This is a genomic window from Terriglobus tenax, from assembly GCF_025685395.1.
Lineage (GTDB): Bacteria > Acidobacteriota > Terriglobia > Terriglobales > Acidobacteriaceae > Terriglobus > Terriglobus tenax.
The window spans coordinates 974028-999248 of sequence record NZ_JAGSYA010000003.1; the positions used below are offsets into that span (position 1 = coordinate 974028).

Genomic DNA, 25221 nt, shown 5'->3' on the forward strand with positions numbered 1-25221 from the left:
GAGCACGACATCATGCGATGGATCATTCGCTGTACCCTTGCTGTACTCTTTGCCAGTTCGCTCAGTCTGACTTCGGTTGCCCAGACCGCACAGTTTCAGGGACGAGTCACCGATCCCCAGCAACGGGTCGTGCCCGAAGCCGAAGTTCGTATCTTTAACCAGGCGACTGGCGTAGAGCGGAAGGTCAAAACGAATCAGACCGGTCTCTATACAGCGCCGTTTATTCAGCCGGGTGTATATCAGGTCTATGTGCAAGCATCCGGCTTTAGCACGGTATCGAGCTCACCATTGACGGTTAGTGTCGGGCAGACGCTCGTCTTCGACGTGCAACTCAAGGTGGGAGGCACCCAGCAGGAGGTTACCGTCGATTCAGCCTCGCCTGTCATGAATACGACCGACGCTTCTGTATCCACCGTCGTAGACAGGAAGTTCATAGAGAACCTTCCTCTGAACGGAAGAAGTTTCCAAGACCTGATCTCGATGACGCCTGGAATCGTGACGCAGAGCCCGCAGAGCTCTAGTCAGGTTGTAGGTACCGGTGGCGACTTCAGCGTGAATGGGCAGCGGACGCAGTCGAACTACTACACCGTCGATGGCGTGACAGCGAATACCGGCTCGGGCAACGGCGGTGGCGTAGGAGCAGCTGCCTCCGGGGGAGCGCTCGGAGGATCGACGGCTCTCGGAACGACGCAGACACTGATATCGGTTGACGCGCTGCAGGAGTTTCGCGTTCAAAGCTCAACGTACTCCGCTGAATTTGGCAGATCACCCGGAGGGCAGTTTTCTCTCGGAACCCGCTCCGGCACCAACTTCCTCCACGGAAGCGCCTTCGACTATCTCCGCAATAACGTTTTCGATGCCAATGATTGGTTCAACGCGCATTACGGCAAGGCAACACCGGCTCTGCGCCAGAACGATTTCGGCGGTACAGTCGGAGGCCCGGTTTGGATCCCTCATCTTTACAGCGGTCGGAGTAAGAGCTTTTTCTTTGCCTCGTATGAAGGGCTTCGTCTGACGCAACCCACCGCCGCGACCATCCAGTATGTTCCGGACAGATTCATGCGACAGCAGGCAGTTGCTGCCATGCGCCCCATCTTGAATGCCTTTCCGCTTCCCAACGGAGTCGATTACGGGACGGCCGCGAATCCAAACCTGGCGCAGTTCATCACGACGTTCTCACTGCCCAGCACGATCAACTCGACCAGTGTCCGGATCGACCATACGCTGCGTCCTAAAGTCGCGCTGTTCTTCCGCATCGGCAACACGCCCAGTTCTACCGGCGCGAGGCCATACTTCGCTCGGACAACCACGAGTATCAATGCACAGAGCTACACCTTAGGAGCAACCGTCCAATTCTCAGATCAACTGACCAACGAGTTCCGACTTGGATATGCACGCTCCGATTCCACACAGGTTGGGGTATTGGACACCTTCGGAGGAGCCACTCCAATCGATCTGGCAGGGGCGATGGGTGCCGGAGCCTATCCCCAGGCGCAGCCGGTGATCACAATCTCCATCGCAGGAATCGGATCACCGCTGATGACCCCGTACAACGGACGGAATTCGAGCCGCCAGTGGAACGCCGTAAACACGGTCAGCCTGCTGAAGGGAGTTCACGCGCTCAAGTTTGGTTTCGACTACCGCCACATCAAGTCACCGATTGCTCCACCGACAGTGGAACCGTATGCCATCTTTCTCAGCACGCAGGAGGTTTTGAGTGGTGTACCAAGCCTTCCGTATGTCTATAACTTCGTTCCCGCTACGCCTCTCTTCCACCAGGCCGCCGTGTTCGCGCAGGACGAATGGCGTCTGTTGCCGCAGCTTCACCTTTCTGGAGGACTTCGCTGGGAGCTAAATCCTCCGCCAACAGAGCAACACGGTCAAGATGCCTATACGTTGTTGGGCGATATCAATGATCCCGCTTCACTCGCGCTTGCACCGCGGGGGACTCCGTTGTGGAAGACCACCTGGTATAACTTTGCGCCGCGGTTGGGCTTGGCTTGGACGGCACACGATCAACCGGGAGCTGAAACAGTCCTTCGTGTGGGAGCCGGTGTATTCTTCGACTCCGCCAATGAAGTTGCGACCCTCGGTTATAGCGGTCTTGGATTTCGATCGTTTCAACTTCAGTCCGGTGCGCAGATTCCGTTTACCGCGAACCAACTCGTCGTTCCGATTAGGGTGACTGGACCCTACAACAGCGGGACTATCACCGCGTTTCCTTCCCATCTCCAGTTGCCCTACACGTTGCAGTGGAACGTCAGTTTGCAGCAGGCGCTTGGAAAGAATCAATCGTTCACAGTCTCCTATGTTGCGGCAGAAGGACGGCGGCTGACTGGAGTGCAACAAAAAGCGCTCGCGAAGCTCAACCCCAACTTCGGGACCGTGCAGTACTTTGCTTCAGGGCTTACTTCGAACTATCAGTCGCTGCAGGTGAAGTTTCAGCGCTCGGTGGTGAAGGGTGTCCAGGCGCTCGGGTCCTACACTTGGTCTCACACGCTGGATTTCGGCTCCAATGCGAATGCTCTGCCGCTACTGCGAGGGAATGCGGACTTCGACGTTCGCAACAATCTGCAGGGTGGGGTCAGTTGGGAACTCCCCGATGTCCACGGTCGGAGACCCGTTGCGATCTTCTTGAGCAACTGGGGAGCGGATGCGCGACTGAGTACCCGCTCTGCATTTCCCGTAACGCTTGGCGGAGCGCTTACAACCAATGTGGCCACGGGTAGCCAGTACGCCGGCGGGCTGAATGTAGTCCCAGGCATCCCGATCTATCTCTACGGGGCGCAGTATCCCGGAGGCCGCTCCATCAACAAGGCCGCGTTCAGTCTTCCGGTCGCCGGTTCCGCCGGAGACGCTCCACGCAACTTCGTGCGAGGTTTCGGTATGACGCAGGTCAATCTGGCCCTCCGGCGCGACTTCCAGCTCCATGATGGCGTGGTCGTTCATTTTCGCGCGGAGACATTCAATCTGCTCAACCATCCGAACTTTGGATTCGTTGACTCGACCTACACAGACGCCACCTTTGGCCAGGCGATGAAGATGCTGAATGCGAGTCTTGGAACCGTTGCGTCGCAGTATCAACAAGGTGGAGCCCGCTCAATGCAGTTTGCGCTGAAGCTCACATTTTGACATGAGAGCACTACCTCCTCTTCGAACTAAAAGCTGACTCTCCGTCCTGCTCACAACCCCCATGGAGTTGAAGATGAAGCTACGTTTGCGTCTCGTTGGGATCAGCCTGGTCGCACTTTCCCTCCTGCCTGCCAGAGGTCAAGATCACTCGTTCTCCGTCAAGGACGATATCGCCATGGTGCGTTTCAGTGAGCCACGCTCTGATCCTGGCGTCGCGGGCAGTGAGAAGGCAACACCCTCTCCAAATGGCGAGTACGTCGCGCTTGTCACGACGAAAGGCCTTCTCGCATCAGACAGGATCGAATCCGATCTATGGGTCTACCGGCTCAGGGATGTATCGACCTTTCTTAGAGGAACACGGGCGCGGCTCCTGCCGCGCGTCATTGCCTCGATCATCTCGTATCCTCACCGCGAACAGACAACCGCGTATGCACCCGTGATCAAGGATCTTCGGTGGTCTTCGGATGGAAAGAGTATCTACTTTCGAGGGGAAAGCGTATCGGGTGCCTATCGGATCTATGAAGCAAGGTTGGACCGGAGGGATTTGCAAGCCCTCACGCCCGTAAATCAGAGTGTGGACCGCTTTGACGTTGTGAGAAACACGATCGTATACAAAGCGTCGATCTTTCCGGAAAAGCGTGTTCGACCCAGTAACGCGATCAATTCCGACGCCCTGGTAGCGACTGGCTCGCGGATTCAGGATCTGATCCTTCCAGATCAGCTGACCACGTTGACGCCCGAGACATTTACGATTTCGACTCTGCGCTACGCAAATGCCCACTGGAGTGCGAGATCGGTCCCGGGCTATTCGGACCGGGATATGACCTACCTCTCATCCCTGTTTCCGTTTGTGCTATCCCCCACGCAGACAAAGCTCATTGCTCTTTCTCCTGTCTTGAGCGTGCCTGATGCATGGAAGCGCTATGCCCCGGCAAACGGCTTCGAACATTTGCGCCTGTCCGAGAGCGTAGACGGTCGCCTTACGAGCGCCGACAATCTGGCGCGGCCCGAACAGTTGACGTTGATAGACCTCGTGACGGGAAAAAGCACACCGCTCGCGGACGCTCCTGCGGCTCGTAGCCTTGCGTACTACCTCGATAACAGCTCCGTCACGTGGGCTGCGGACGAGAAGCGAGTCCTGGCGACAAATACATTCCTTAAACTGGAGGAGCCCGATGGGTCTGACATAACAAGGCCCTGCGCGGTTGCAAGCTTCGATCTGCCAACGCTCAAAGCTCAGTGCCTCTTCTTCGAGACGGGGGACCTCGACCCATTTGCCTTGCATGTGCTTGCCGTGTCCTTCGGCTCCACGAGCGACCAGGCCACAGTTACATTGAAGCGAGGCGTGCACGAGCAAGTGATACAGCAGTATCGTTTGCGCGAAAACGTGTGGCGTCTCATCGCATCGAGTACCGTGAGTGGCGAGAACTGTGAATCTGCGGTCTCGGTTCAACGCACCACGACCGTGAGTTGCGATCTCGAAGTGACTGTTCGACAGACCCTCAACGATCCGCCGACCCTTTGGGCGTCCAGCGCGCGAACTGGGAAGTCCCTAAAACTATGGGACCCCAACCCCCAACTGAGCCGAATGCGTTTCGGAGAAGCGTCACGGTATGAATGGCAGGATAAAACTGGCCGAGCATGGTCCGGCATACTCGTAAAACCCGTAGGCTACGAGGCAGGAAAGAGGTATCCCCTTGTCGTGCAGATGTACTCCTATGTGGAAGGCGAATTTTTGACCGACGGGCTTTACCCAACCGCGTTTGCGGCGAGACATCTCGCCAGCGTAGGGTTCATTGTTTTGCAGATCAAGAAGAAGCCGGACACGCTGACGGAAGCCGATCCCCAGGTCCATCTGGAGGGCTATCGCAGCGCCATTGCAACGTTGGATGCGGCTGGAATGATCGATCGTAGTCGAGTTGGAGTGGTGGGATTCAGCTGGACCTGTTGGTATGCCATCAATGCCCTGATCAAGGATCCGAATCTTTTCGCAGCGGCGACGATAGCCGATGGGCTGGACAATAGCTACCTGCAATACCTGTTGTTTGGCGTGGGAGCCCACTCCATTCTTCGCCAGATGGAACGTATCCGGGAGACGAGTCCCTTTGGAGACGGACTCCAAAAGTGGATCGACGAGGCGCCAGGTTTCCATCTCAATCAGGTCCGATCCCCCGTCCGCATCGAGGCGATCAATCCAGGCTCGGTCCTGCAGGAGTGGGAGCTGTACGCCTCTCTCCGCATGCAGAAGAAACCCGTCGATCTGATCTACTTCCCGCATGGGACTCATATCCATCAGAAACCACTGGAAAGACTGGAATCGCAACAAGGAAATGTGGACTGGTTTCGTTTCTGGCTGCAAGGCTATGAAGACCCCGATCCAGAAAAACGGGCTCAATATCAACGGTGGCGAGCATTGGATCGTGGGCCGATCACAACTCAACCCGCCACTTCTTCACCGTAACCGATTGCTTCCTGAAAAAAGCCCAGCCTCTCCGGGAATCCGGAAAAGGCTGGGGCTGGCCATGCGACTGGGTTGGTCTACTCGTCTGCCTGATATGCGGCACCGTTCGTCATGAGGTTGCTGCTGACCTCCGAGTTGGGTGCGATTTTGACACTCTTGATGGTCGACGTGGCACTGAAAGTACCGAGGAGTCTCGGTTGGATAATTAAGCGGCCCGCGCCGGATTTGGATAACGTCTCCCGGCGTCTATGGACAAACCACGAACTCACTTGACGGCAGCTTTGGAGGGATGGCACGCATTCTATCCATGGATCCGCTTATTGTGCGATTTCGGAAGGAGGTGCCGCGATGCGCCTTAGCTCTCGTCGAACGCCGCGGCCATCAAATCCAGTTCATCTTTTGAGATACCAAGTGCTTTTGCTTCTAGTCTCCAATTGGAGACTGCAGCTTCGACGTCATGCAGCGCAGCTTTGGCTTGCGCAGCGGTGATCCCGTAGCTTTTGAAGGCTTCCATTGCGATCGCGACATCGCATGTTGCTTCCGTCTCATCGATGGAGAGGGAGAGATAATCTCGTTCGACGGAAGGGTTGAGATCATAGGCAGGTGAGAGAGCAATGCCTCGTGCATCGATGAAGAAGCCATGATTGCGCAGATGGTCGTCTGTGTTGTGAATGCGGATATTGAAGAGTACCCGTCGGAACAACTGCTCACAATCAGCAAGCGTTTGTGCACCACGCTGTTGCAACAGTTCAACGAGCTCAAGGTAGCTGGCGCCGTCCTCTCCGTCTTTGTGTTGGGTTAATGTCATGGCCGAGACAAACCCGCGACGGCGTCCATGGTGCGTGCGGTCAAAACGCTTCACGAGAAATGTCGTGTAGGGGCTTTCCGGAAAATGGAGCGGTCGAGCGTCGGGTACCTGAATACCGGCTTCGCGAGCCAGGGAGTTGGCAACCAGTTCCCATGCGCCGATATCGCGGAGGTCTTGTCGGCTCGGAAACTTGGCGATGCAGAGTGTCCCTTCCTCATCACGGACAGATGCTTTTGGACGTGCTCCACCGAGTGAGCTACCGGGGGCAATGAGCTGTCCTAGCCATTTTTCATACTCCGGATGATCCTGCTCGTTGATGTGTTCCTCGAACTGAAGACTGACAGCCTGCAACTCCCTCAGCGAGGTCAAAGGAGGAGCCGCAAATCTCTCGTCGCTATCGACAAAAGGCCCTTCGGGGAATCTGAAGCGGAGCGCGCCCAGTCTTGTCTCGTCGTGAACGCCTAAAAGAAAATCCCATTCCGTAAGAGTCCGTGGACGCGCTCCCTCCCGGCGCGCGCGCGCGTTCTCCCGCCGTTGCATGAGGAGACGCCCCCAACGATCGGGGGATGAGTCGGTAAAGATGCCAAAGTTGGTTCGATCGCCAGAGGGATACTGATGGCCGCTACCGAGTTGCAGATCAGGATCAAAGGCAAATGCCTCCGCGCGCGCCATCCAACTCTTGGCGTACTCGAAGGAAAACAGCTCTCCTTTGCCGCTTCTTTGCCGGTGAAGCATGCCCATCAACTCCGGTTCCGGCGCCGTTTCCAGATCGACGTGGACTTCGATGGAATCGAGACCTGCCATCACTTTTGTCCTTCCATTTCATCCGACTTTTTTGAGACAGGCCGCTTCGGGGACCGCAACTTGGGAGTAATTTCAGCGTCCTGCAGCTTGCGGCCAAGTTCATCGTCGACAGCTAACAGGGCGAGGTCCTCTTCGAGACGGAGCACCTGCATGACACGGGCGTACACCCCCAAAGCGACGCCTGGGTCGCCTTGTTCTGCTTTCCAGAGGGTCGTACGCGTAATGCCAGCCCGTTGGGCTACGGTTTCTGCTGAGTATTTTCTCCGCAAACGGGCAAGCTTGAGCCGACCTCCCAATTCACTGAGCAGCCGGGATACGCGCGGAACAAGCACTGGAGTGGTTTTCCCCATAACGTCTATTATTATAGACACAAAGTCTAATATTTGTTCATAATAATAAACGTTAGCGGGACCGGCTTCCTGATTGCCAGACACTGGTGTTCAAGAACTCTGTTCTGGATCTCTCTTGGGCAGATGGCGTGTCCGGCCTCTATCGGAACGGACAACGCCTCTCTTTGCGAAACGTTCTTCAAGAGGGAACATGCTCCGGATTCGCTGCTCTGTGAAATCGAACGCATCACGTACCTCAACGCCGAGGCCAACACAGAGAAGCTCTAAGTTTTCAGGTTCGGGCCACACGCCGTATAGTTCGTAGTCGGCAATTTGCCGAGGATCAAGCCCAGTCCGTCGAGAATCAAGTGCGGTCCGTTTGGCAAGCTCATCGCGCGTTAAGTGTGCCCAATTTCGCAATTCTTCCAATCGCAGACCTAGCATAAGCCTCAGATCGAGCATCCCTTTAGCGTGCCGATCTTAGGCGTCTTATAAAATGATCTTGGAGATCATAAAATATGATGCTATAGTTCACGAAACTGTTGAAATCCCCGTGCTGTCAAGGAAGGGAGCATGTTCTCTAAATCCTCAGAGCGGCTTGCGTGGTATCAGACGCGAAGAGGAGAAGTCGAAGAGGTCTCGCACTTGGACGTTGAAAGACCGAGCGATACGCTCCAGTGTGTCCGCTTTAGGCCAGCCGTTTCCCAATTCCAAGGTTGCAATACGGCGAGCGCTAAGATGTACGCGTGCAGAGTATTCTTCACGGCTCAACCCTGTGGAGTCGCGTAGCTCCCTGATCCTTGCACCAAGTTGAGTTTGAAGTTTGGACACAATCAAGTGTCGGAACAATCAGCGGCATAGAAAATGATCTCGGAGTTCATAAAGCAGGAATTGATGTTGCAAATCTGCTCATTCTCGAACTTACAGGTTGCCTATCAGGCTCATGCTTCTGAGCTATGCCAATGTCTCGTCCCTCTGGAGCTTCACCCTCCTCCCGTAATCACTATCGTTTTTTCTCATCCCAGGCGTCCCGAGGCTGCAGATGAGCTCTGAAGCGACCCTCAACATATTGCAATCACTAGCCGAACCTGCGGATGTCTCCCAGGAGCATATGCCTGCGTGTATGCCCCCTGCTGTCGATGTGTGGACAGATACTTCCTCGTCGCTCTCAGATGAAAAACTGATTGAAGCGGTAGGGAAAGGAGACAAGGCGGCCCTCGGTGTGCTCTTTCAGCGGCACGGCCGCTCCGTCTTGAACGTCGCAAGGCGGATATTGCGCGATGAGGTGGAAGCGGACGACCTTCGCCAGGACGTGTTCCTGTACCTGTTTGAGCGCGCACAGCTTTACGACGCCCAGAAATCTTCGGCAGTGTCGTGGATCATGCAGATTACGTATCACCGCGCCTTTAACCGGCGAAAGTTCTTGAGCCTCCGCCAAGGGAGCGGCGTGGAAGTCTTCGACGAGCAGCACATCGAGCAAAGCACCACGCAGCCCTCAACGGATCGGATCGATGGCCAAGCCATCCTCGGTAGACTTGCAGACCAGCTATCGCCAACCCAGCAACAAACCCTACACCTGCACTTCTTCGAGGGGTACACCCTCCGTGAGATCGCAGAGCAGAGCGGCCAGGCCATCGGCAATGTTCGACATCACTACTACCGCGCATTGGACACCCTCCGCTCCAACCTCTTTCCGAAAAAGCGTGGGTAGAGTGAGAGAATTGGTTGGACATTCGCAGCGCAAAGGGAACCGAACCGGTGAATCCTCTTTTGCATGATGAGTTCGTCGCACTCTGTGCTCTCTTCTACTCCGGAGAAATCACGGACGAGGAGTGGGCCTTGCTGCAGGTGCACATGGCCTATTGCGACTCCTGCCGTCGCACCTTCGAGGAGTACAGGCTCGTCGCACACGAAGTGATCCCCGCGATGGCCGCATCGGCTGCCGAGTCCGCCAATGGACCACGAGAATCCGCGGCCTCCCTGGACGATGCCGAGCGACGCCTGATGAACCGGTTAGATGCCGTTCCAAGGCCCCAGCCATCCCGGGGCTCTAAGGTCACCCCCTGGCGCATCCTGAGTGGCACATTCGCTGCCGGCGTCCTGGTCCTTGTAGCGTTTGCCAGTGCGCACTTCATTCGAGGGAAAGGAGTGGGGAGACGGGAGCCGTCAGCTTCCACCACGACCGGGCAACTCCCGGCGCCACAGGCGGCACCACGCAGTAACACGGAGGAGTCGCCTGTACTGCAGCGCGATGCGAACGAAGTCGCAGGGCTCCAGCAGCAGATTCGTGATCTGGCAAGCCAGTCGGCAAAATCCAGCTCTGCCTCGGCGGTCTTGCAACAGCTCCTTCAGAAGGAACAGGCCCAGCGCGAACAGCTTGCGTCTGAGAAAGACGAGCTGACGCGGCAACTCGCGAATGCCCAAGCGGGCATGCAAGCGTTGCAGGAGAAGCTGCGATCTGCCGATTCCAAGGCGGAGCAACAAGCGGTACAAGTCGCTGCCCTGGAAACAAAGGTGCATGCTCTGAACGTGTCGCTCGACGAAACCAAGAGCACACTCAACGACAGGGAGCGAATGCTTGCGCTCGACAAAGACTTCCTCGCGCACGACCGGGACATTCGCGATGTTGTAGGCGCACGCAATCTGTATATCGCCGATATCTACGACACGACCGAGAGCGGCAAGACCGCCAAGCCGTTTGGCCGCATCTTCTACACCCAGAATCGGTCATTGGTCTTTTACGGGTTCGACTTAGAAAAGCAACAGGGACTAGGACGCTCCGTAAATTTCCAGGCATGGGGCAGCGGAACGGACCGTCAGCCGGTAAGCCTCGGTCTGTTTTATCAGGACGACAGCCATCAGCGCTGGGTCGTGCGATGCAGCGATGCGAAGACGCTTGCCCGCCTCAATATGGTCTTTGTCACTGTGGAACCCCCGGGCGGGAGCGGCAAGCCAACAGGCAAACAGCTTCTTCGCGCCTATCTGCAAATCAATCCGAATCATCCATAATCGACAGGGAGTGCGACACAAGAAAGTTTGGTACACATCGGTGCGGTCAGTTGTAGACGGAGTGTACCCCTCACTTCCGCCCCTTCGGAGCGCCTTTCCATGAAGCGTTGCATTCTTTCTCTTGGTCTGTGTCTCACCTCTGGCCTTGCCCTATCTCAGTCGACAAACGCGACGATCAGTGGCGGTGTCGCCGATCCATCGGGCAAGCTCATTCTCGATGCCAATGTCGTCATCCAGAACGATGCGACAGGAGTTGTTTACTCCTCGAAGACCAACAGCGTTGGCATGTATCTGGTTCCGATTCTTCCCCCTGGCCACTACCACGTCCAGGTATCGAAGACCGGATTCAAGACCATCATCAAAGCCGATGTCATCCTGAATGTTCAGAGCGCCGTCGCGCTCAACTTCGTTCTGCCGGTCGGAGCGACGTCCGAGAGTGTAACCGTTGATTCCGCATCGCCTGTCATGAACACAACCGACGCTTCAGTATCTACGGTCGTGGACAGAAAGTTCGTAGAGAACCTTCCTCTGAATGGAAGGAGTTTCCAAGACCTGATCTCCATGACGCCGGGGATCGTGACGCAGAGCCCGCAGAGCACGTCGCAGGTGGTAGGGACGGGCGGCGATTTCAGCGTCAATGGGCAGCGAACGCAATCCAATTACTACACCGTGGATGGTGTCACGGCGAACATCAGTTCTGGTAATGCCGGGGGTGTCGCTGGACCTTCCACCGGAGGCGCCCTCGCAGGCTCTACCGCCCTCGGCACGACGCAGAGCATGATTTCAGTCGATGCACTCCAGGAGTTCCGCGTCCAGAGTTCCACATATTCCGCTGCCTACGGGAGGTCACCCGGCGGGCAGTTCTCTCTTGTGACGCGCTCCGGGACAAACGTGCTCCACGGGAGCGCTTTTAACTATCTCCGCAACAACTTCTTCGACGCCAACGACTGGTTCAACAAGTATTACGGTAAACCCACTCCCGCTGTACGCCAAAATGACTTCGGTGGCACGTTAGGCGGTCCCATCCTGATTCCGTCGTTATATGACGGGAGGGACCGCAGCTTCTTCTTCGCCTCCTATGAAGGACTTCGGCTCAAGCAACCCACGGCCGCGACGATCCAGTATGTTCCCGATTTCTTCATGAGACAGCAGGCAGTCGCTGCCATGCGCCCCATCCTCAATGCGTTTCCGTTACCGAACGGTCTCGACTACGGGTCGTCGGCCAACCCGAGCCTTGCACAATTCATCGCCCCGTTTTCTCTCCCAAGCTCCATCGACTCGACCAGCATTCGGATCGACCACACGTTGGGTTCGAAGTTGACCCTTTTCTTCCGGGTCGGCAATACCCCCAGTTCCACGAAGAGCAGGCCGAATTTTGCTCTTGCGAACACAACAAGCAACGCACAGACCTATACCTTGGGCGCCAGCAGCCAACTCTCCGATCGCTTCACGAACGAATTCAGACTTGGGTATGCTCGCTCCGACTCCACCCAAACTGGAACATTGGATAACTTCGGAGGAGCTACGCCAACTGATCTGGCAGCGGCGATGGGTGCAGGATCGTACCGTCAAGTCCTGCCTGTCGTCATCTTCTCGATCTCCGGAATTGGGTCTCCGCTTCTGTCCGAGTACAACGCACGGAATGCTGGACGGCAGTGGAATCTGGTCAACACGTTGAGCGTCCTCAATCAAACGCACCGCTTCAAAATTGGTGTCGACGATCGTCATATCAAATCGCCAATCTCGCCTCCCGACATGGAGCCCTACACCGTCTTCTCGACGACGCAACAAATCCTCAGCGGCGCACCGAGTACTCCGCTTGTCGTCCGCTTCTTGCCAGCGACTCCTCGCTTCCATCAGACGGGTGTTTTTGTGCAAGACGAATGGCGGCTGCATCCGCGGCTCAATCTTTCCCTGGGATTGCGTTGGGAATTGAATCCACCGCCGACCGAAGAGCACGGAAAGGATGCGTATACCCTCCGAGGCAACATCAATGATCCAAGCTCTCTCACCGTAGCTCCGCGCGGTACTCCATTATGGAAGACCGGCTGGTATAACTTTGCGCCGCGGCTCGGCTTGGCATGGACGGCGCACACGCAACCCGGTGCCGAAACCATTGTGAGAGCGGGTGGCGGAGTGTTTTTTGACTCTCCGAATGAGGTCGCAACGCAGGGCTATAGCGGCCTCGGGTTTCGGGCGAACAAAATCCAGACGGGAGCTCAGGTCCCATTCACGCCGAGCCAACTCGACATTCCGGTCACGGTGACCGCCCCCTATACGTCGGCAACGATTACAGCGTTTCCAGAGCATCTTCAACTGCCGTATACCTTGCAATGGAATCTCAGCCTGCAACAAGCGCTGGGAGCAAACCAATCGCTGACGATCTCTTATATTGGTGCGAATGGCAGACGCCTCATGGGGCTTCAACAGAAGAACTTGACGGCACTGAACGCGAACTTCGGTGCTATCCAATACTTTAGAACCGGGCTGTCCTCAAGCTATCAATCTCTCCAGGTCCAGTTCCAGCGGTCTGTGACGAAAGGCGTTCAGGCGCTTGCTTCGTATACGTGGTCACACGCTCTCGACTTCGGATCGAATGCAAGTGCGTTGCCGCTGCAACGTGGCAACGCGGACTTCGATGTCCGCAACAACTTCCAAGGTGGCCTGAGTTGGGAACTCCCAACGGTCGCGCGACATCCGTTGCTCCGCTCGGTATTGAATGACTGGGCGCTTGATCTCCGGGCCAGCACACGCAGCGCTTTCCCAGTAACGCTTGGCGGAAACCTCATCACTGATCCGACGACGGGAAGCCAATACGCTGGTGGCTTGAACATGGTGGATGGACGTCCGACATTCCTGTCAGGGCCGCAATATCCTGGAGGGCGAGCGCTGAATAAAGCCGCCTTCAGCTTGCCGGCATCAGGGACCTCGGGCAACGCGCCGCGCAACTTTGTCCGAGGCTTCGGTTCCAATCAACTCAACCTGGCAGCTAGGCGTGAAATCAGACTCCATGATCCAGTCGTATTGCGCTTCCGAGCGGAGACCTTCAATTTGTTGAACCATCCGAGCTTTGGCTATGTCGACCCCACCTACACTAGCGCCACATTTGGCCAGGCGACAAAGATGCTGAATGCAAGTCTCGGCACAGTGGCCTCGCAATATCAACAGGGCGGCGCTCGCTCCATGCAGTTCGCCGTGAAGTTGGTCTTCTAGCGCCCCGCTTGCCAAATCGACGATAGTTCCTCACTCTCCACGAACCTACGCTCCCCGAGCGATGGAGGCTTTCGATGAAAGCATCGCCTTTCTGCGTTCTCATGTTGTCTCTCGTGTGGCCTATCTACTCCGCACTTTCGCAGCAGCGTGCGTTTTCTGTCGTCGATGACATTGCAATGGTCCGCTTCAGCGACCCCTCTCCAGAGGAAAGCGATGCAGCGGCGAAGAGCGCCAGTATGTCACCGGATGGAAGGCACATCGCGGTTGTAACGACGAGGGGCCTGCTCGACTCGAACCGGATCGAGTCGAGGATCTCTGTCTTTGCAGTCTCTGACATACAACGCCTTCTGCGTGATCCGCTTCAGAAGTCCATCCAGCCTCGCCTCGTCGCAACCATCGCGTCGTTTCCGCACCACGAACAGACGGTACCGTACGCACCAGTGATCAAGGATCTTCGCTGGTCAGCAAATGGAAAACTCCTCTATTTCAGAGGCGAAAGTCTCAGGGGCGCCTATCAACTGTATCGGGCAAACACCGATGGGAGTGGGTTCCATCGTCTGACACCCGAGACCTTCAGTGTCAACCAGTTCGACATGACGAACAGTAGAGTCGTCTACACGTCTGCCCGAATTGGCCTCACGATCCCAGAGCGGGGCACCATCCTCAATGCAGACGCACTGGACGTAACCGGGTCCCGTCTCATCAATATTCTGTTCCCAGGGCAGATGGCATCTTATGAACCGGAAAGGTTCACCCTGTCTTTCTTCGAGAAGAACGAAAGCAAGACGGTGCCGCACCACGTCCCTGGCTTCTCAGTTGCGGAACTGTCCACGCTGCTGCACTTCCTTCCGTTTCGCGTATCGCCGGATCGACGCTATGTGCTTTTAACTGCACCGGCGGAATCTGTTCCCGACCACTGGAGGCAGTATGATCCAGCCCCTTCCTTCGAACATCGGCGACTGAGTAGCAACGATCCTGACCTTGTCAAAGCCAATAACCCTCTTCGCCCGCGACGATATTCATTGATCGACCTAGCGACCGGCAAGCTCACTCCACTTCTTGATAGCCCCAATGCCTGGATCCTTGGCTATTTTGCCGATAGTAACAACGCAGCATGGGCTGACGACAGCAGCCGAGTGCTGGTCACCAACACCTTCTATCCGCAGGCGCCAGACGAGGCCAACGCTTCCGAGCAACATCCTGAACCATGCGCGGTGGCCAGTGTTGATCTGCCGAACCTCAAGCCGCGCTGTCTCTTCTTTGAAACGAAACACGCCACGTCGACTTCTGTTCATGTGGACGATGTTTCGTTTGGCCACAACCGGGACGAGGCCCAAGTCCTGCTCCGGACGGGAGGAGCACAGTACGTGGTGAAGACATATGTGCTCCAGGGCAAGGACTGGAAACCTGTCGCAGAGGGGCCGGTCATGGATACGAAGCCGCTCACATTCGGCGCTCCCAGAACACATTCTGGATCGAAAACGCCGCCCAGAGTATTCGTCAAGCAGGGCCTTAATGAAAGACCCACCCTCTGGGCGAAAGATCCGAACACAGGAGCGGCGCGTCAGATTTGGGACCCCAATCCTCAACTGCAACATGTGAACCTCGGCGAAGCGAGTGTCTATCACTGGAAGGATGAATCAGGCAGCGGTTGGACGGGTGGACTTGTGAAGCCTGTGTCGTACGTCGCAGGCCAACGCTATCCTCTCGTGATCCAGATGTATCAATTTCACGAAAACCAATTCCTTACCGATGGAACGGACCCGACCGCATTCGCGGCAAGGCAGCTCGCGAGCGCGGGCTTCATGGTGTTACAGATCAGAAAGAGACCAAGCGTTCTTTCCGAAGAGGACCCCAAGGTTCACCTTGAAGCCTATCGAAGTGCCATCAAAAGCCTATCCGACGCCGGGCTGGTCGATGCGAGCAACGTCGGCGTCGTCGGCTTTAGCTGGACTTGCTGGTATGTCATCAACGCACTCATCAAGGCTCCTCAACTCTTCCGGGCAGCGACGATCGCTGACGGACTGGATAACAGCTACATGCAATATTTGATCTTTGGGCCGGGGCCGCCGGTCACGCATGAACAGATGGATACGATTCGAGGAACGAGTCCATTTGCTGCCGGCTTGCAAAAGTGGGTCGAGGACGCCCCGGGCTTTCACCTTGATCAAGTGCAGACTCCTGTTCGCATCGAAGCCATCAACCCTTCCTCAATCCTGCAAGAGTGGGAACTGTATGCCTCCCTCGCGATGCAACACAAACCTGTCGATATGATTTATTTCCCGGCAGGAACCCATATCCACCAGAGACCGCTCGAACGATTGGAGTCGCAGCAGGGCAACATCGATTGGCTTCGCTTTTGGATGCAAGGGTATGAAGATCCCGCGCCTCGAAAGCGAGCGCAGTACGAGCGCTGGCACATGCTAAAGGAGTCCTTGAAACGGGATCGCTCTGGTATGGGAATCGAGTAATGGAAAGAACGATCCGGTCCTTCGGTAAGACGCACCGAAAGACCGGACTGGTTGATCGTCAAGAGCACATCTTGATCGGCCTACTCGTCGGCTTGGTAGGCAGGACCATTGGTGAAGAAGACGCTGCCCATCTCTTGCTGCCCTGCGCCTTTCTGATTCTTGATCGCAGAGACAGCACGGAAAGTACCGGTGATTTGCGGACAAACGTAACGCATAAGATGGTTCCTCTCTTTTGTTTCGAATTTCCGTGCGATTCAGATCGTCTCCGATCTGTCCGCCCGGACTTGATGGCCCTACCAACGCGGCCAAACTCGGTTGGAGCAAAGCCCATAAGGTTCACTCAAGGGCGAAGCAGAGACTCTTGGCAGTCACTTGCTTTCAGCCAGAGCTCATATGCGATCGTTCTCAAAAGTGGCTGATACCATTCCGCACTCCCTGCTGCGGTACGCTTCAGTTCATCGAGCAATGCAGTCACATCCACGAGCCCTCGACGACCGATCTCGGAAGACTCCAGGACATGCTGAAGCTTGTGATAGGCCTGACCTATCGCATTCAAAGGGGCGCGAAGTTGATACGCTTTGCGTCGCCGTTCCAGAATCTCGGGTGGGACGATCGAGCGCAGGGAGCGCCGCATCAAAGACCGCCGCCTTCCTGGCCGCAGCAACTGCTCGCGCGGAATGCTAAACAGATAGTTCACCAGATCTTTATCGAGCATGGGATATAGGTATTCCGGTCGGAACAGAACTTGCGGTATCGCATGCGGAAGACCCTCCAGAACGGAGGACCAGGTGGATGCATTGACCAGACAATGGGGAGCGACTCCGAGCCGGCGATGGGTCATTCCTCGAGGTCCGACCGAATCCTGAACGTGACGGCGAAGCCGGAATGACATCCACGGCGGCAGCTTGCGAGAAGGCGAGTTCCTCTGCAGATACAAGCGGTGGGTGTAGAGAGCCGTCTCGCAGAGGGTGAAGATGATTGGGTTTCGGTCAACGAGAGACCATCGTAGGGATTGGGAAATGAGCCTACGAAGATCTCCCGAAACGAGATGGTCCGCAAGTTCGGGGAGCGGGTTCGGAACGCCTCCCATGACCTCATCTCCACCAATCCCGGACAGGAGGCTCCTATATCCCTTTTGCGAAACGAGCCGGAATAGCTTGCGTTCCTGCGTGACGGAGAAGCTGTCGGCCCCTGGCACGCGATAGACTCCATCGTCAACATAAGGCGGATCAAACGTTCGCTGAGAAAAGGCGTTATTGATATGAATTCCTGCTTTGCCGCGACGAGCCTCGGTGAGGGTGAAGTATGGCCTCTCGTTCAGAGAGGCCTCGGAGTCGTCGAAATACGAAAGTGTATCGAGGATCTCCGCGTGAGGATCGGCAGCACGGCGAAGACAGTCGGACATACAGACAATCGAGGTCGAATCCATTCCCCCACTCAGTTGCGCAAGTATCGGCGCACCCGGTCCTGTACGCCGCGTGACGGCCTGCCCGAATAAGGCGAGAAAATGTTCCTCATACTCTGCATCGTGCTTGTATCGAGTTGTGCCGGTGGTCACGGGGTTCCAATGGGTACGCCGAATCATCCCGCGGTGGCCGAAGGCAATGGATTGTCCGGGGAGAACGGAAAAGATTCCCTCATAGGGAGTGAGATCTCCGATCGGGAGGTGGGCCAGGTAGGAGGCAGCATACGGTTCCGAGAGCCGAACGTCTCCCTCTGCGGACAGGAACGGTTCAAGATACGTGGACCATAGAACTCGGTGAGGTAACTGCTGGTAGTAGAGCGTTCTGCTTCCTGCGTGGTCTCGCGCAAGAAAGAGTCTCTGATCTCTCGTGGACCACAGCGCCATGGCCCAATCGCCGGTGAAGCGCTGGAAACAGTTTTCTCCCCAGTGCTCGAAGGCTGCCAGCACGATCTCGGAATCGGAACGATCGACAGAATTGATTCCAAGCTCACGCGCAAGTTCTTGGTAGTTGTCCAAACGTCCATCAAAGCCGAGGATGTTCCCGCGGATGTCGGCGGAAGGGCCAGCATCCATCGCGGAACGTTCATGACTGATATAGGGCTGAACGCACATGGCCAACCGGCCGCTCATATAGACCTTGCCCGTGGCCGTGGCGAACCGCTCGGTCGAAAGCGAGAGATGGCGTAACTCGGACTCGGAGGCGAACGCTTCCGGATCATGCAACAACCCCAGCAGAATGCTCATGGCGACCTCGCTTAGCAGCGCTCCAGCACTTCAAACATCTCCGTGATGTAAGGCCTATCGTTGACGACTCGACCCTCAACTTCCACCCAGGCATGGGATTGGAATGGAAGGAGCTGTGCGCCGATGACCAACTCTGCGTCCCAGCTATAGCGGCGCAGAAGGACAGCCAGGGCAGCCGAACGTTGCAGGCACAGCACACGTTTGAAATAGAAGACACAGGCAAGATCCATCGCATGGGATAACATGCTGTCGTTCTGTAGTGCCCTGGATGTGTGCCGTATCGTCTGCGCCCGAACGACGGTGTGAACTCTCTGAAATCCGCGGGCGCGCATGAGCCAATCGAAATAGGCCAACAGCAGCCAGCTCTCAACAACCCGTCGTCTCATGACTCGCCTCCTGATGTTCTCGCACAGTGCATGCATAGAACTCGTGTACGACCTTGCCGACGAAGACCCTTCGCAACTAACAGCGCAAGCGCCTTAACAACGCAGGTTCCCGAGCCGCTCGATCCATATGCCGCGCAATCGCGCGCACGTAGGCCTGGCGTCTTGGATCGTCCCGCAAATGCGTCCGGAGCCAGTCTCCCCGGCCCAGGATGGATGATGCAGCGGCAATCATGGGCGCACACGCGAAGCCTTCATCGACTGCTCTTACGTCGAGTATTTTGCCTAAAGCTCCCCGATACACCTGTCGAAGGCATGCATCACGAGACGACTTTAGGGAGGGACAGTCGACTTGGTTCAGAAGCAAGATGTGTTCAAAGGTCACGAGCGGACTGCCCACGTAGGCTTCACTCCAGTCGATAAACACGCAACGGCCATCCGCGACGAGGATATTGCCGAGATTCATATCGCCGTGAAGAACCGTTGGCGGAAGGCCGAGCTGCTCCATGTGACCGCAAACGTCTTCGAAGATTCTCCGGAGTTCACAAAGCCTGCTTGCCCCAAGACGCGGCACCTTGGTTGAGGTTTGCAAAGACATTGCTTCGTCGATGTAGGCGAAGAGCGTTTCTGCTTTCGCTCGCAGGACATGCGTTCCGTGGTCGCATGCACCGACGGCAAATAACGCCTGCTCCGATCCCACCGTGTTCATCTGGAGCGCGGCCAGAGACTTCACCGCTCCCCGCAGTACATGCCAGATACCGGTCGCCTCGGTCGGCAGAGCCCTGCGAACACTGCCCTGACCGCGCATCATCCAGGCATTCCACTCTGGGATCTCCGCCACGACTTCAGGAACATGGCCCGCGCAAAGCCTAGACAATAGTGACGTGATGTTGCGCTCATGAAGGTTGGGCGCTCCGGTCGCTTTTAGCCAATAGTCGCAACCATCCTGCGTCCGAAATCGGAGCAGCGTGAAAGCTCCTCCAGCGTTGTGCTGCTCGATATCAGCCTTCGACGACAGTCTTCTCCCCGTCGCAGTCTCCAGCCACGCAATGGCTCTATCAATCCAACCGATCTCAGTGAAAGGGCTTCGTACAGTACCGCGGAGCATGTCCTGGAACAAACTGCGCCCCTCTTCGGATAGCTCGTCACGCCGAATCTGTTCGGGGAGGACGGCCCTGAACTCCGCAGGGACCTCACCGGCAAGAAGTTCAGCGACAGCGCATGGGGACATATTGTCGTGTACGGCGAGGAGATCCAAGATGAGGATCGTTACGCCCCATGACGTGCGAAATGTCTCCTGCAACTGGCGTGCGGGACGCGTCCCGAGAGGCACTGCAACGCGGGCCAGACAATACTCTCCGCATCGCTCCTGGGCGAGCAAGGTGTGCGACTTCGGATCTACAAGGAGCACTCGATACTCGTTGGTGATGACAGGGAGCGTGGTTGCCATAGCGGGCCTCTGTATCGTCACTGGGATAGCAGCTGCTGCGTCTTGAGGCTTGCGATGAACTCTCTGACGTCGCGTCCTACGACTTCGGAGGATTCACCCGTCTCGCGGGCGAGGTTCGCGACGATGCTTTCCTCACTCTCGCCCCGCTCCAACGCCTGCCAGACATAGCCGCCCGTAACGTTGAAAGTCGAGATGACGCCTCGCTCGGTATCAAGGACCGCCGCACCATCCTCATTCACAATCGTCCGAAGGGAAGCCTTGTCGGTGGCCATGCACACTCTCCGCGGCCAAGCGCGATTGGATCCGCAGCTGGCGGTGAAAGTGAGCTTCAACCTGTCTCCCGTCTCTTGCAAGCAGAAAACAGCAGTTGGCCAAACTTACTCCCGCGTGGCAGGAGCAGCAGTTATGGACAAAGCATGTTGCATGATTGGTGCGTGCCGAGAGCTATTTTGGCCAAAGTTACTCCTGTTCGATTTCTAAACCGGGATCACCACACCGCAGACACGGCGAAGCTGCAACAACTCGCTTGGGCCGAAGAGCGCTTTGGGGTGATTTGCCTCGCGACCGTTCAGCAGAGCAAAGCCGTTGCCGTCCCGGTCCAGGTATCCCAACACATGCTCCACTCCGCGACGCATCACGTAGAGAGGCCGGGCCCAGCCCCGTTTGCTCGTATCGATCCGTGCGTCCGGCAGCATCGAGAGATCTTCGAGAAGCACCCACGAACCTGGACGGAGAGGGGGTTGCATCCCGACCAACCCGGTCTCCTCCCCGATACGCAACACCCGCTCTCCTAGAAGGCTCGGCCGCGGAAACTTTCGCGCGAACAGTGCGGCATACTCTACCATCTCTTCGCGCCTCGCATCCCAGACCTCGGAAGGCATGGGAACCGCCGCCCTTGCCCGTGTCACGAACAGGTCGGTCGCATCGTTTGCGTGGAGCATCGTTTCAAGCGAAAACCTGTCGGCGTCCCGAATCGCATGCCCTCCCATCCGTAACGAGTCGGTGTATCGCGCGAAGTGCTCCACAGTGATCTGCATGAGAGCATCAGCATGGGGATTCGAATCCGTTTCACTGCGATACCGCCGCCGCGTTCTCTCGCTGACCTTTGAGTGCAAGTTCTCCTGAAGGAACTGCTGCACATAGCGTTCCTCGTCCGGGGATCGTACGAATCGCTTGTGCTTGTTCGCTAGCATCTGCCACCGGTGAGCGTGCTCCCAGGGCAAGAGGAGGTCCGCGTTGCCGTCATAAGACCAGAGCCCCCGCGGGGATGCATGGTGCTGCAACGGAAGTCCAAGGGCGAAGGCGCGGACGCGGCCCACGATCCGCACCCCACCACCGGGATACGAAAATTCCTCCTGCCCGAAGTAGGAGCGGTCGACGGTAAGCAACTGCAACTTGCCCCGCGTGGCGACACAGCGACTGCACCGATACCCGTTGCGGAATTGAAGCAGATAGATCGAACGCAGGTCCGGACGCATCTCCTCTTCTTTGTCGATCAGTTCCACCAGTGCCATGGACCCCGGAGGAATGCTCGATCCCAGACTGTCTTCCGTTCCTACATGCACGTAGAAGGCACCCGGATGGTGCCACTCGGAACGACTCAAAGCACGGATCGGAATGTCGCCTTGCCAGCTTCGCACCAGCGTGTCGAGCGAGGCCGTCCGTGAGAAGGCTTCTGCAGGAGCCAGTTCCAACGGCAGTTCCACGAGGTAATCCCGTTCGAAAACGTAAGACTCAACGACATGGGTCCGTCCACCGTTGAGAAAGAGGTCGTACTCACGCAAGGCATCGAGTGAATACCCAAAGAGACGGTAACCGCCATCCTTTGTCAGCAGGCAGTGCGTTCCCAGATCATCCACCATCTGGACCATCGCGCGGCTCTGCGTACGTCGCAGATTCGTAATGAAGTCTTTGAGCCGCTGTTCACGCCGTTCAAAGGCAAGGTGCTCGTGCTCATTCCTTGGTCGGATCTGCCGTAGCAGACCTCGGATATGCTCCACGCGTTCGATAATTTCATTGCTCGTGACAGGTCGATACACAGCGAAGGCGTCTCCTCTTGATTCACTGCAGCGGAGTAGCTACATCGCACAAAGCCGGGGGACAAGCGATACAACATCGAACACTGATAGAGCCTCAACCTTTGCTGAGATGTGCAGCATAGGTTTGAGAACCTGCAACTCGCCTGCGAGATCGATGCAGATTGAATCTGCGTGCTGGGTCTGATGCGCCCTCGTGTTCGGAATGTCTAGCAAGTGTGCCCGTGTCGTGCTCAATCCGCAAGCGTGAAGAAGCGAGCGTAGCGTGTCTAAGAGTCTTGTTACATCTCGTCGACCCTGAAGAAGGTTAGATAGATATGACTAAGTAAGACAGAGCAGACTTCTTGCGGAATCATTCCCTACGCATATAGCGTAGGAACATCTCTTCATCAGTTCGCAGTTAGGGTTTAGCGAGTGCATCGAGAGGGTACGACGATCCATCTCGATCTCTTGGTCTGCAATCACCCCTCCGTGAAGTTTCTTCAACCGATACGTCATTGCATGTATCCGACCGATCCACTTCAGATTCCGAGTGCAACTTTGCGAGGACGATCGCACGGCTCACTTGGGGAGGAAAGCGAGCGATGCTCATAGACCGGAGTGTGGTCCGAAGGGTTGGAAGAGAGCGAGAGATCGCTCCTTGGATGAAATTGTTGGCGCTGCACGATAAACAGGCTTACCGGCATAGCCTCCTCGTAGCCGAGATCACTGGAGCATTTGCAGCCACCATTGGCCTCAGTAGCAGAGCTCAGAAACATCTTGTCAGAGCGGCTTTACTGCATGATGTCGGAAAGATGGAAGTCCCCGTCGACCTGCTCAATAAGCCGGGCCGCCTCACCGAAGGGGAACTGCGGATCGTGCATTCCCACGCCGAGCGTGGTTACAGGATGCTATTGGAAACGGAAATGTTCTCGCCTGACATCCTCGACATCGTGTTGCACCACCATGAGAAATTGGATGGCTCAGGTTACCCGGCGGGGCTGCGCGGTCGATCCGTCCGCAACGTCGTGCGCATGGTCACAATCTGCGATATCTATGCAGCCCTCATCGAGCCGCGTGCATATAGAGCGTCCCTAAGTTCCCAGAAGGCGTTAGAGATCATGGTCGGGATGAGCGATGGACTGGATCGCGATCTTTTCGACATATTTCGGCTTCTTGCGCCGAGGTGGACCAACATCCCCATTGGTCTTCTATTTCTCCTTGCCTAGATCAGACCGCATCCTAGAGATCTTTCATTTCTTACAGTCGAGACGATTGGGATCGGCTAAACAGCGAGCAGCAAGTCGAAGCGGCACGAGAAAAATCATCTCCTCTCTGGTGCCTCAGCTTGTGCTGAGGCTTTCAAACCCTCTTGTCCCTCTCGATAGATCTTCCGTGCCGATTGGATCGACATATGGTTCTCGTTGGCCCAGGTGATCAGCATGAGGAGTGGCTCCAGAAATGATTTGCCCAAGGGTGTCAGAGCATAGTCGACTCGGGGCGGAATCACCGGAAAGACCGTCCGCGACACAAACCCGTCTTGTTCAAGCTGTTTCAGTGTCCGCGACAGCATATGCTGCGACACATCCCCGATCTCCCGTCTCAACTCGTTAAAGCGCATGGTGCCGTTGGATAAGGCACCGAGCACTAAACCACTCCATTGGTCGCCGACGCGGTCGAGGACATCGCGGATGGGGCAGGCCTCGCCCTTTGCTAGATCCGGTTGCTTGCTGAAATCGCCCTTCAATCTGCTTCCTCTCCTTCACTCCCCATGAGTCACATTGAGTCGACTTCGGAAGATAGGTTCAACTGACGATCACGACGGAATCGCACCGAACGAAGAATCATCGACCCGCTCGCCGACAGAGCGCGATGACTTCTCAGAACGCGACATCGGTTACCGAAGCACACCGCAGGTGGCTGCGAGCATCAGTTCTCGATCGAGATCGATGCACGTGAGTGAGGCGAATTGAATCGCCTCACTCCCACACACAATCTGTCGCGCTCTCAGTGAGGGGTGGTCGTCGCAGGATGGTCCATCTTCATCCCGTTCATGCCACCGGAGTCGCCCGTCATGCCCATGGTTCCAACCTTGACCTCAGCAGCAATCAACTGGTCAGCCTTTTTTGTGGCGTGAATGACGATAGGGTCCCCAACTCGGATGTCGCGAAGGGTGGCAACCTTGTCCCCCTTGGTAAACTTCGTCGTTGCCACCAGCACAACCGTTTGGGTCTTGCCGTCCGTCCCTTTGACGCTGAGGCTGGTATCCGCAATCGCGGTGACAGTCCCCATCATGTGGATCATGCCGTTGTGAGCAAATGCCGCGGTTGCAAATAGGCCGAATAGGACCGCCAGAAGAAGTCGTTTCATTTTGTGTGTCCTTTCATGTGATTCATCGTTTTGGTTGGGACGGACGGGAATCCGCCATTCAGGAACTGCTCTTCTGCTTTGTCCTCTTCGGACTCTTCAGAGGTCTTCGGATTAAGGGCTTCCATCTCTGTCTCTTCTGCAGCGGTCAGTTGCGGAAGGTGACGAATGAAATACACAAGCTTCCAACTGTCATCGCTCGAATCGTCCCCGCCGAAAGCGGGCATTCCTGACATCCGAATCCCGTTCTCCACGATGAAGAAGATCTCCCCATCGCTGAGACTTTGGGTGCGAGCGAGTCGGAGATCGGGAGGCTTTGGATAAAGGCCACTGCCGAACATCGTCTTGCCGCTCCCGTTGTTCGCGTGGCAAACCGCACAGTGATCCGCGAAGTGGCCTAAGGATTCGTGAAGAATCGAGGGAGTCATCGGCACCGGATTCTTCATTGCCTTTGCAGACGACGGCATAGCGGTTGCCCGCGCGTAGGTCGCGAGCAATCTCTCGATGCTGCTGGGGTCCTTCCTCGCACTGAATCCATGCATCGCCGTCCGAACATAGAAGAGAGCCCCG

Annotated in this window: 19 protein-coding genes; 7 read left to right on the forward strand and 12 right to left on the reverse strand. The window is 56.4% G+C overall.

Features of this window, described 5'->3' with window-relative positions; all coding sequences use genetic code 11:
- Window positions 1-12: 12 nt before the first annotated feature.
- Both OHL13_RS04150 and OHL13_RS04155 read left to right on the forward strand, forming a co-directional pair.
- Entirely contained in the window at window positions 13-3132 is a 3120-nt protein-coding gene (locus OHL13_RS04150; protein ID WP_263408846.1) for a TonB-dependent receptor, read from the forward strand.
- 73 nt (window positions 3133-3205) lie between these two features.
- Window positions 3206-5593 (forward strand): hypothetical protein, encoded by a 2388-nt coding sequence (locus OHL13_RS04155; RefSeq protein ID WP_263408847.1) that lies wholly within the window; start codon window positions 3206-3208, stop codon window positions 5591-5593.
- Between the two features lie 355 nt (window positions 5594-5948).
- Here OHL13_RS04155 and OHL13_RS04160 read toward each other — a convergent pair whose 3' ends face one another.
- The 3 genes from OHL13_RS04160 to OHL13_RS18685 form a co-directional block, all read right to left on the reverse strand.
- Window positions 5949-7205 carry a type II toxin-antitoxin system HipA family toxin gene (locus tag OHL13_RS04160; RefSeq protein WP_263408848.1) on the reverse strand — a complete coding sequence of 419 codons (1257 nt, stop codon included), beginning with the start codon at window positions 7203-7205 and terminating at the stop codon, window positions 5949-5951.
- Window positions 7205-7555, reverse strand: a complete 351-nt coding sequence (locus tag OHL13_RS18680) for a helix-turn-helix domain-containing protein (protein WP_399255187.1) — start codon at window positions 7553-7555, stop codon at window positions 7205-7207. The genes OHL13_RS04160 and OHL13_RS18680 overlap by 1 nt, the downstream gene beginning before the upstream one ends.
- Before the next feature lie 567 nt (window positions 7556-8122).
- The gene (locus OHL13_RS18685; protein WP_399255188.1) at window positions 8123-8365 is read right to left on the reverse strand and encodes a helix-turn-helix domain-containing protein; all 243 of its coding nucleotides are present in this window, start codon (window positions 8363-8365) and stop codon (window positions 8123-8125) included.
- A gap of 211 nt (window positions 8366-8576) precedes the next feature.
- Between OHL13_RS18685 and OHL13_RS04165 the strand changes: the two genes are divergently transcribed.
- From OHL13_RS04165 to OHL13_RS04180, 4 genes are all read left to right on the forward strand, one after another.
- Window positions 8577-9245: an RNA polymerase sigma factor gene (locus tag OHL13_RS04165; protein ID WP_263408849.1), complete on the forward strand. Its 669-nt coding sequence runs from the start codon at window positions 8577-8579 to the stop codon at window positions 9243-9245.
- Window positions 9246-9382: 137 nt separating this feature from the next.
- The gene (locus tag OHL13_RS04170; protein WP_399255278.1) at window positions 9383-10543 is read left to right on the forward strand and encodes an anti-sigma factor; all 1161 of its coding nucleotides are present in this window, start codon (window positions 9383-9385) and stop codon (window positions 10541-10543) included.
- Between the two features lie 99 nt (window positions 10544-10642).
- Window positions 10643-13756 (forward strand): TonB-dependent receptor, encoded by a 3114-nt coding sequence (locus OHL13_RS04175; RefSeq protein WP_263408851.1) that lies wholly within the window; start codon window positions 10643-10645, stop codon window positions 13754-13756.
- A 74-nt stretch (window positions 13757-13830) separates the two neighbouring features.
- Window positions 13831-16227: a hypothetical protein gene (locus OHL13_RS04180; RefSeq protein ID WP_263408852.1), complete on the forward strand. Its 2397-nt coding sequence runs from the start codon at window positions 13831-13833 to the stop codon at window positions 16225-16227.
- A gap of 80 nt (window positions 16228-16307) precedes the next feature.
- Here OHL13_RS04180 and OHL13_RS04185 read toward each other — a convergent pair whose 3' ends face one another.
- From OHL13_RS04185 to OHL13_RS04210, 6 genes are all read right to left on the reverse strand, one after another.
- Window positions 16308-16442 (reverse strand): hypothetical protein, encoded by a 135-nt coding sequence (locus tag OHL13_RS04185; RefSeq protein WP_263408853.1) that lies wholly within the window; start codon window positions 16440-16442, stop codon window positions 16308-16310.
- Window positions 16443-16567: 125 nt separating this feature from the next.
- The gene (locus tag OHL13_RS04190; RefSeq protein ID WP_263408854.1) at window positions 16568-18436 is read right to left on the reverse strand and encodes an asparagine synthetase B family protein; all 1869 of its coding nucleotides are present in this window, start codon (window positions 18434-18436) and stop codon (window positions 16568-16570) included.
- Window positions 18437-18447: 11 nt separating this feature from the next.
- The gene (locus tag OHL13_RS04195; RefSeq protein WP_263408855.1) at window positions 18448-18822 is read right to left on the reverse strand and encodes a lasso peptide biosynthesis B2 protein; all 375 of its coding nucleotides are present in this window, start codon (window positions 18820-18822) and stop codon (window positions 18448-18450) included.
- 76 nt (window positions 18823-18898) lie between these two features.
- Window positions 18899-20269 (reverse strand): phosphotransferase, encoded by a 1371-nt coding sequence (locus OHL13_RS04200; protein WP_263408856.1) that lies wholly within the window; start codon window positions 20267-20269, stop codon window positions 18899-18901.
- Window positions 20270-20286: 17 nt separating this feature from the next.
- Entirely contained in the window at window positions 20287-20541 is a 255-nt protein-coding gene (locus OHL13_RS04205; RefSeq protein ID WP_263408857.1) for a PqqD family protein, read from the reverse strand.
- A 204-nt stretch (window positions 20542-20745) separates the two neighbouring features.
- Complete coding sequence (locus tag OHL13_RS04210; protein ID WP_263408858.1) at window positions 20746-22308, reverse strand: hypothetical protein; 1563 nt, start codon at window positions 22306-22308, stop codon at window positions 20746-20748.
- Between the two features lie 650 nt (window positions 22309-22958).
- Between OHL13_RS04210 and OHL13_RS04215 the strand changes: the two genes are divergently transcribed.
- A complete protein-coding gene (locus OHL13_RS04215) occupies window positions 22959-23513 on the forward strand; it encodes an HD-GYP domain-containing protein (RefSeq protein ID WP_263408859.1) in 555 nt (184 codons plus the stop codon).
- 95 nt (window positions 23514-23608) lie between these two features.
- Here OHL13_RS04215 and OHL13_RS04220 read toward each other — a convergent pair whose 3' ends face one another.
- From OHL13_RS04220 to OHL13_RS04230, 3 genes are all read right to left on the reverse strand, one after another.
- On the reverse strand, window positions 23609-24031 hold the full coding sequence (locus tag OHL13_RS04220; protein WP_263408860.1) for a winged helix-turn-helix transcriptional regulator: 423 nt from the start codon (window positions 24029-24031) through the stop codon (window positions 23609-23611).
- A 260-nt stretch (window positions 24032-24291) separates the two neighbouring features.
- On the reverse strand, window positions 24292-24654 hold the full coding sequence (locus OHL13_RS04225) for a DUF5666 domain-containing protein (RefSeq protein ID WP_263408861.1): 363 nt from the start codon (window positions 24652-24654) through the stop codon (window positions 24292-24294).
- Window positions 24651-25097, reverse strand: a complete 447-nt coding sequence (locus OHL13_RS04230) for a c-type cytochrome (protein ID WP_263408862.1) — start codon at window positions 25095-25097, stop codon at window positions 24651-24653. Before OHL13_RS04230 ends, OHL13_RS04225 begins: the two co-directional genes overlap by 4 nt.
- Between the last annotated feature and the right edge of the window lie 124 nt (window positions 25098-25221).

Excerpts from the sequence above, each read along its gene's own strand:
- OHL13_RS04195 (WP_263408855.1), bottom strand. The coding sequence starts at position 18,822 with ATGAGACGACGGGTTGTTGAGAGCTGGCTGCTGTTGGCCTATTTCGAT.
- OHL13_RS04200 (WP_263408856.1), bottom strand. The coding sequence starts at position 20,269 with ATGGCAACCACGCTCCCTGTCATCACCAACGAGTATCGAGTGCTCCTT.
- OHL13_RS04150 (WP_263408846.1), top strand. The coding sequence starts at position 13 with ATGCGATGGATCATTCGCTGTACCCTTGCTGTACTCTTTGCCAGTTCG.
- OHL13_RS04160 (WP_263408848.1), bottom strand. The coding sequence starts at position 7,205 with ATGGCAGGTCTCGATTCCATCGAAGTCCACGTCGATCTGGAAACGGCG.
- OHL13_RS18680 (WP_399255187.1), bottom strand. The coding sequence starts at position 7,555 with ATGGGGAAAACCACTCCAGTGCTTGTTCCGCGCGTATCCCGGCTGCTC.
- OHL13_RS04155 (WP_263408847.1), top strand. The coding sequence starts at position 3,206 with ATGAAGCTACGTTTGCGTCTCGTTGGGATCAGCCTGGTCGCACTTTCC.
- OHL13_RS04230 (WP_263408862.1), bottom strand. The coding sequence starts at position 25,097 with ATGAAGAATCCGGTGCCGATGACTCCCTCGATTCTTCACGAATCCTTA.
- OHL13_RS04175 (WP_263408851.1), top strand. The coding sequence starts at position 10,643 with ATGAAGCGTTGCATTCTTTCTCTTGGTCTGTGTCTCACCTCTGGCCTT.
- OHL13_RS04180 (WP_263408852.1), top strand. The coding sequence starts at position 13,831 with ATGAAAGCATCGCCTTTCTGCGTTCTCATGTTGTCTCTCGTGTGGCCT.
- OHL13_RS04185 (WP_263408853.1), bottom strand. The coding sequence starts at position 16,442 with ATGCGTTACGTTTGTCCGCAAATCACCGGTACTTTCCGTGCTGTCTCT.
- OHL13_RS04225 (WP_263408861.1), bottom strand. The coding sequence starts at position 24,654 with ATGAAACGACTTCTTCTGGCGGTCCTATTCGGCCTATTTGCAACCGCG.
- OHL13_RS04190 (WP_263408854.1), bottom strand. The coding sequence starts at position 18,436 with ATGAGCATTCTGCTGGGGTTGTTGCATGATCCGGAAGCGTTCGCCTCC.
- OHL13_RS04205 (WP_263408857.1), bottom strand. The coding sequence starts at position 20,541 with ATGGCCACCGACAAGGCTTCCCTTCGGACGATTGTGAATGAGGATGGT.
- OHL13_RS04165 (WP_263408849.1), top strand. The coding sequence starts at position 8,577 with ATGAGCTCTGAAGCGACCCTCAACATATTGCAATCACTAGCCGAACCT.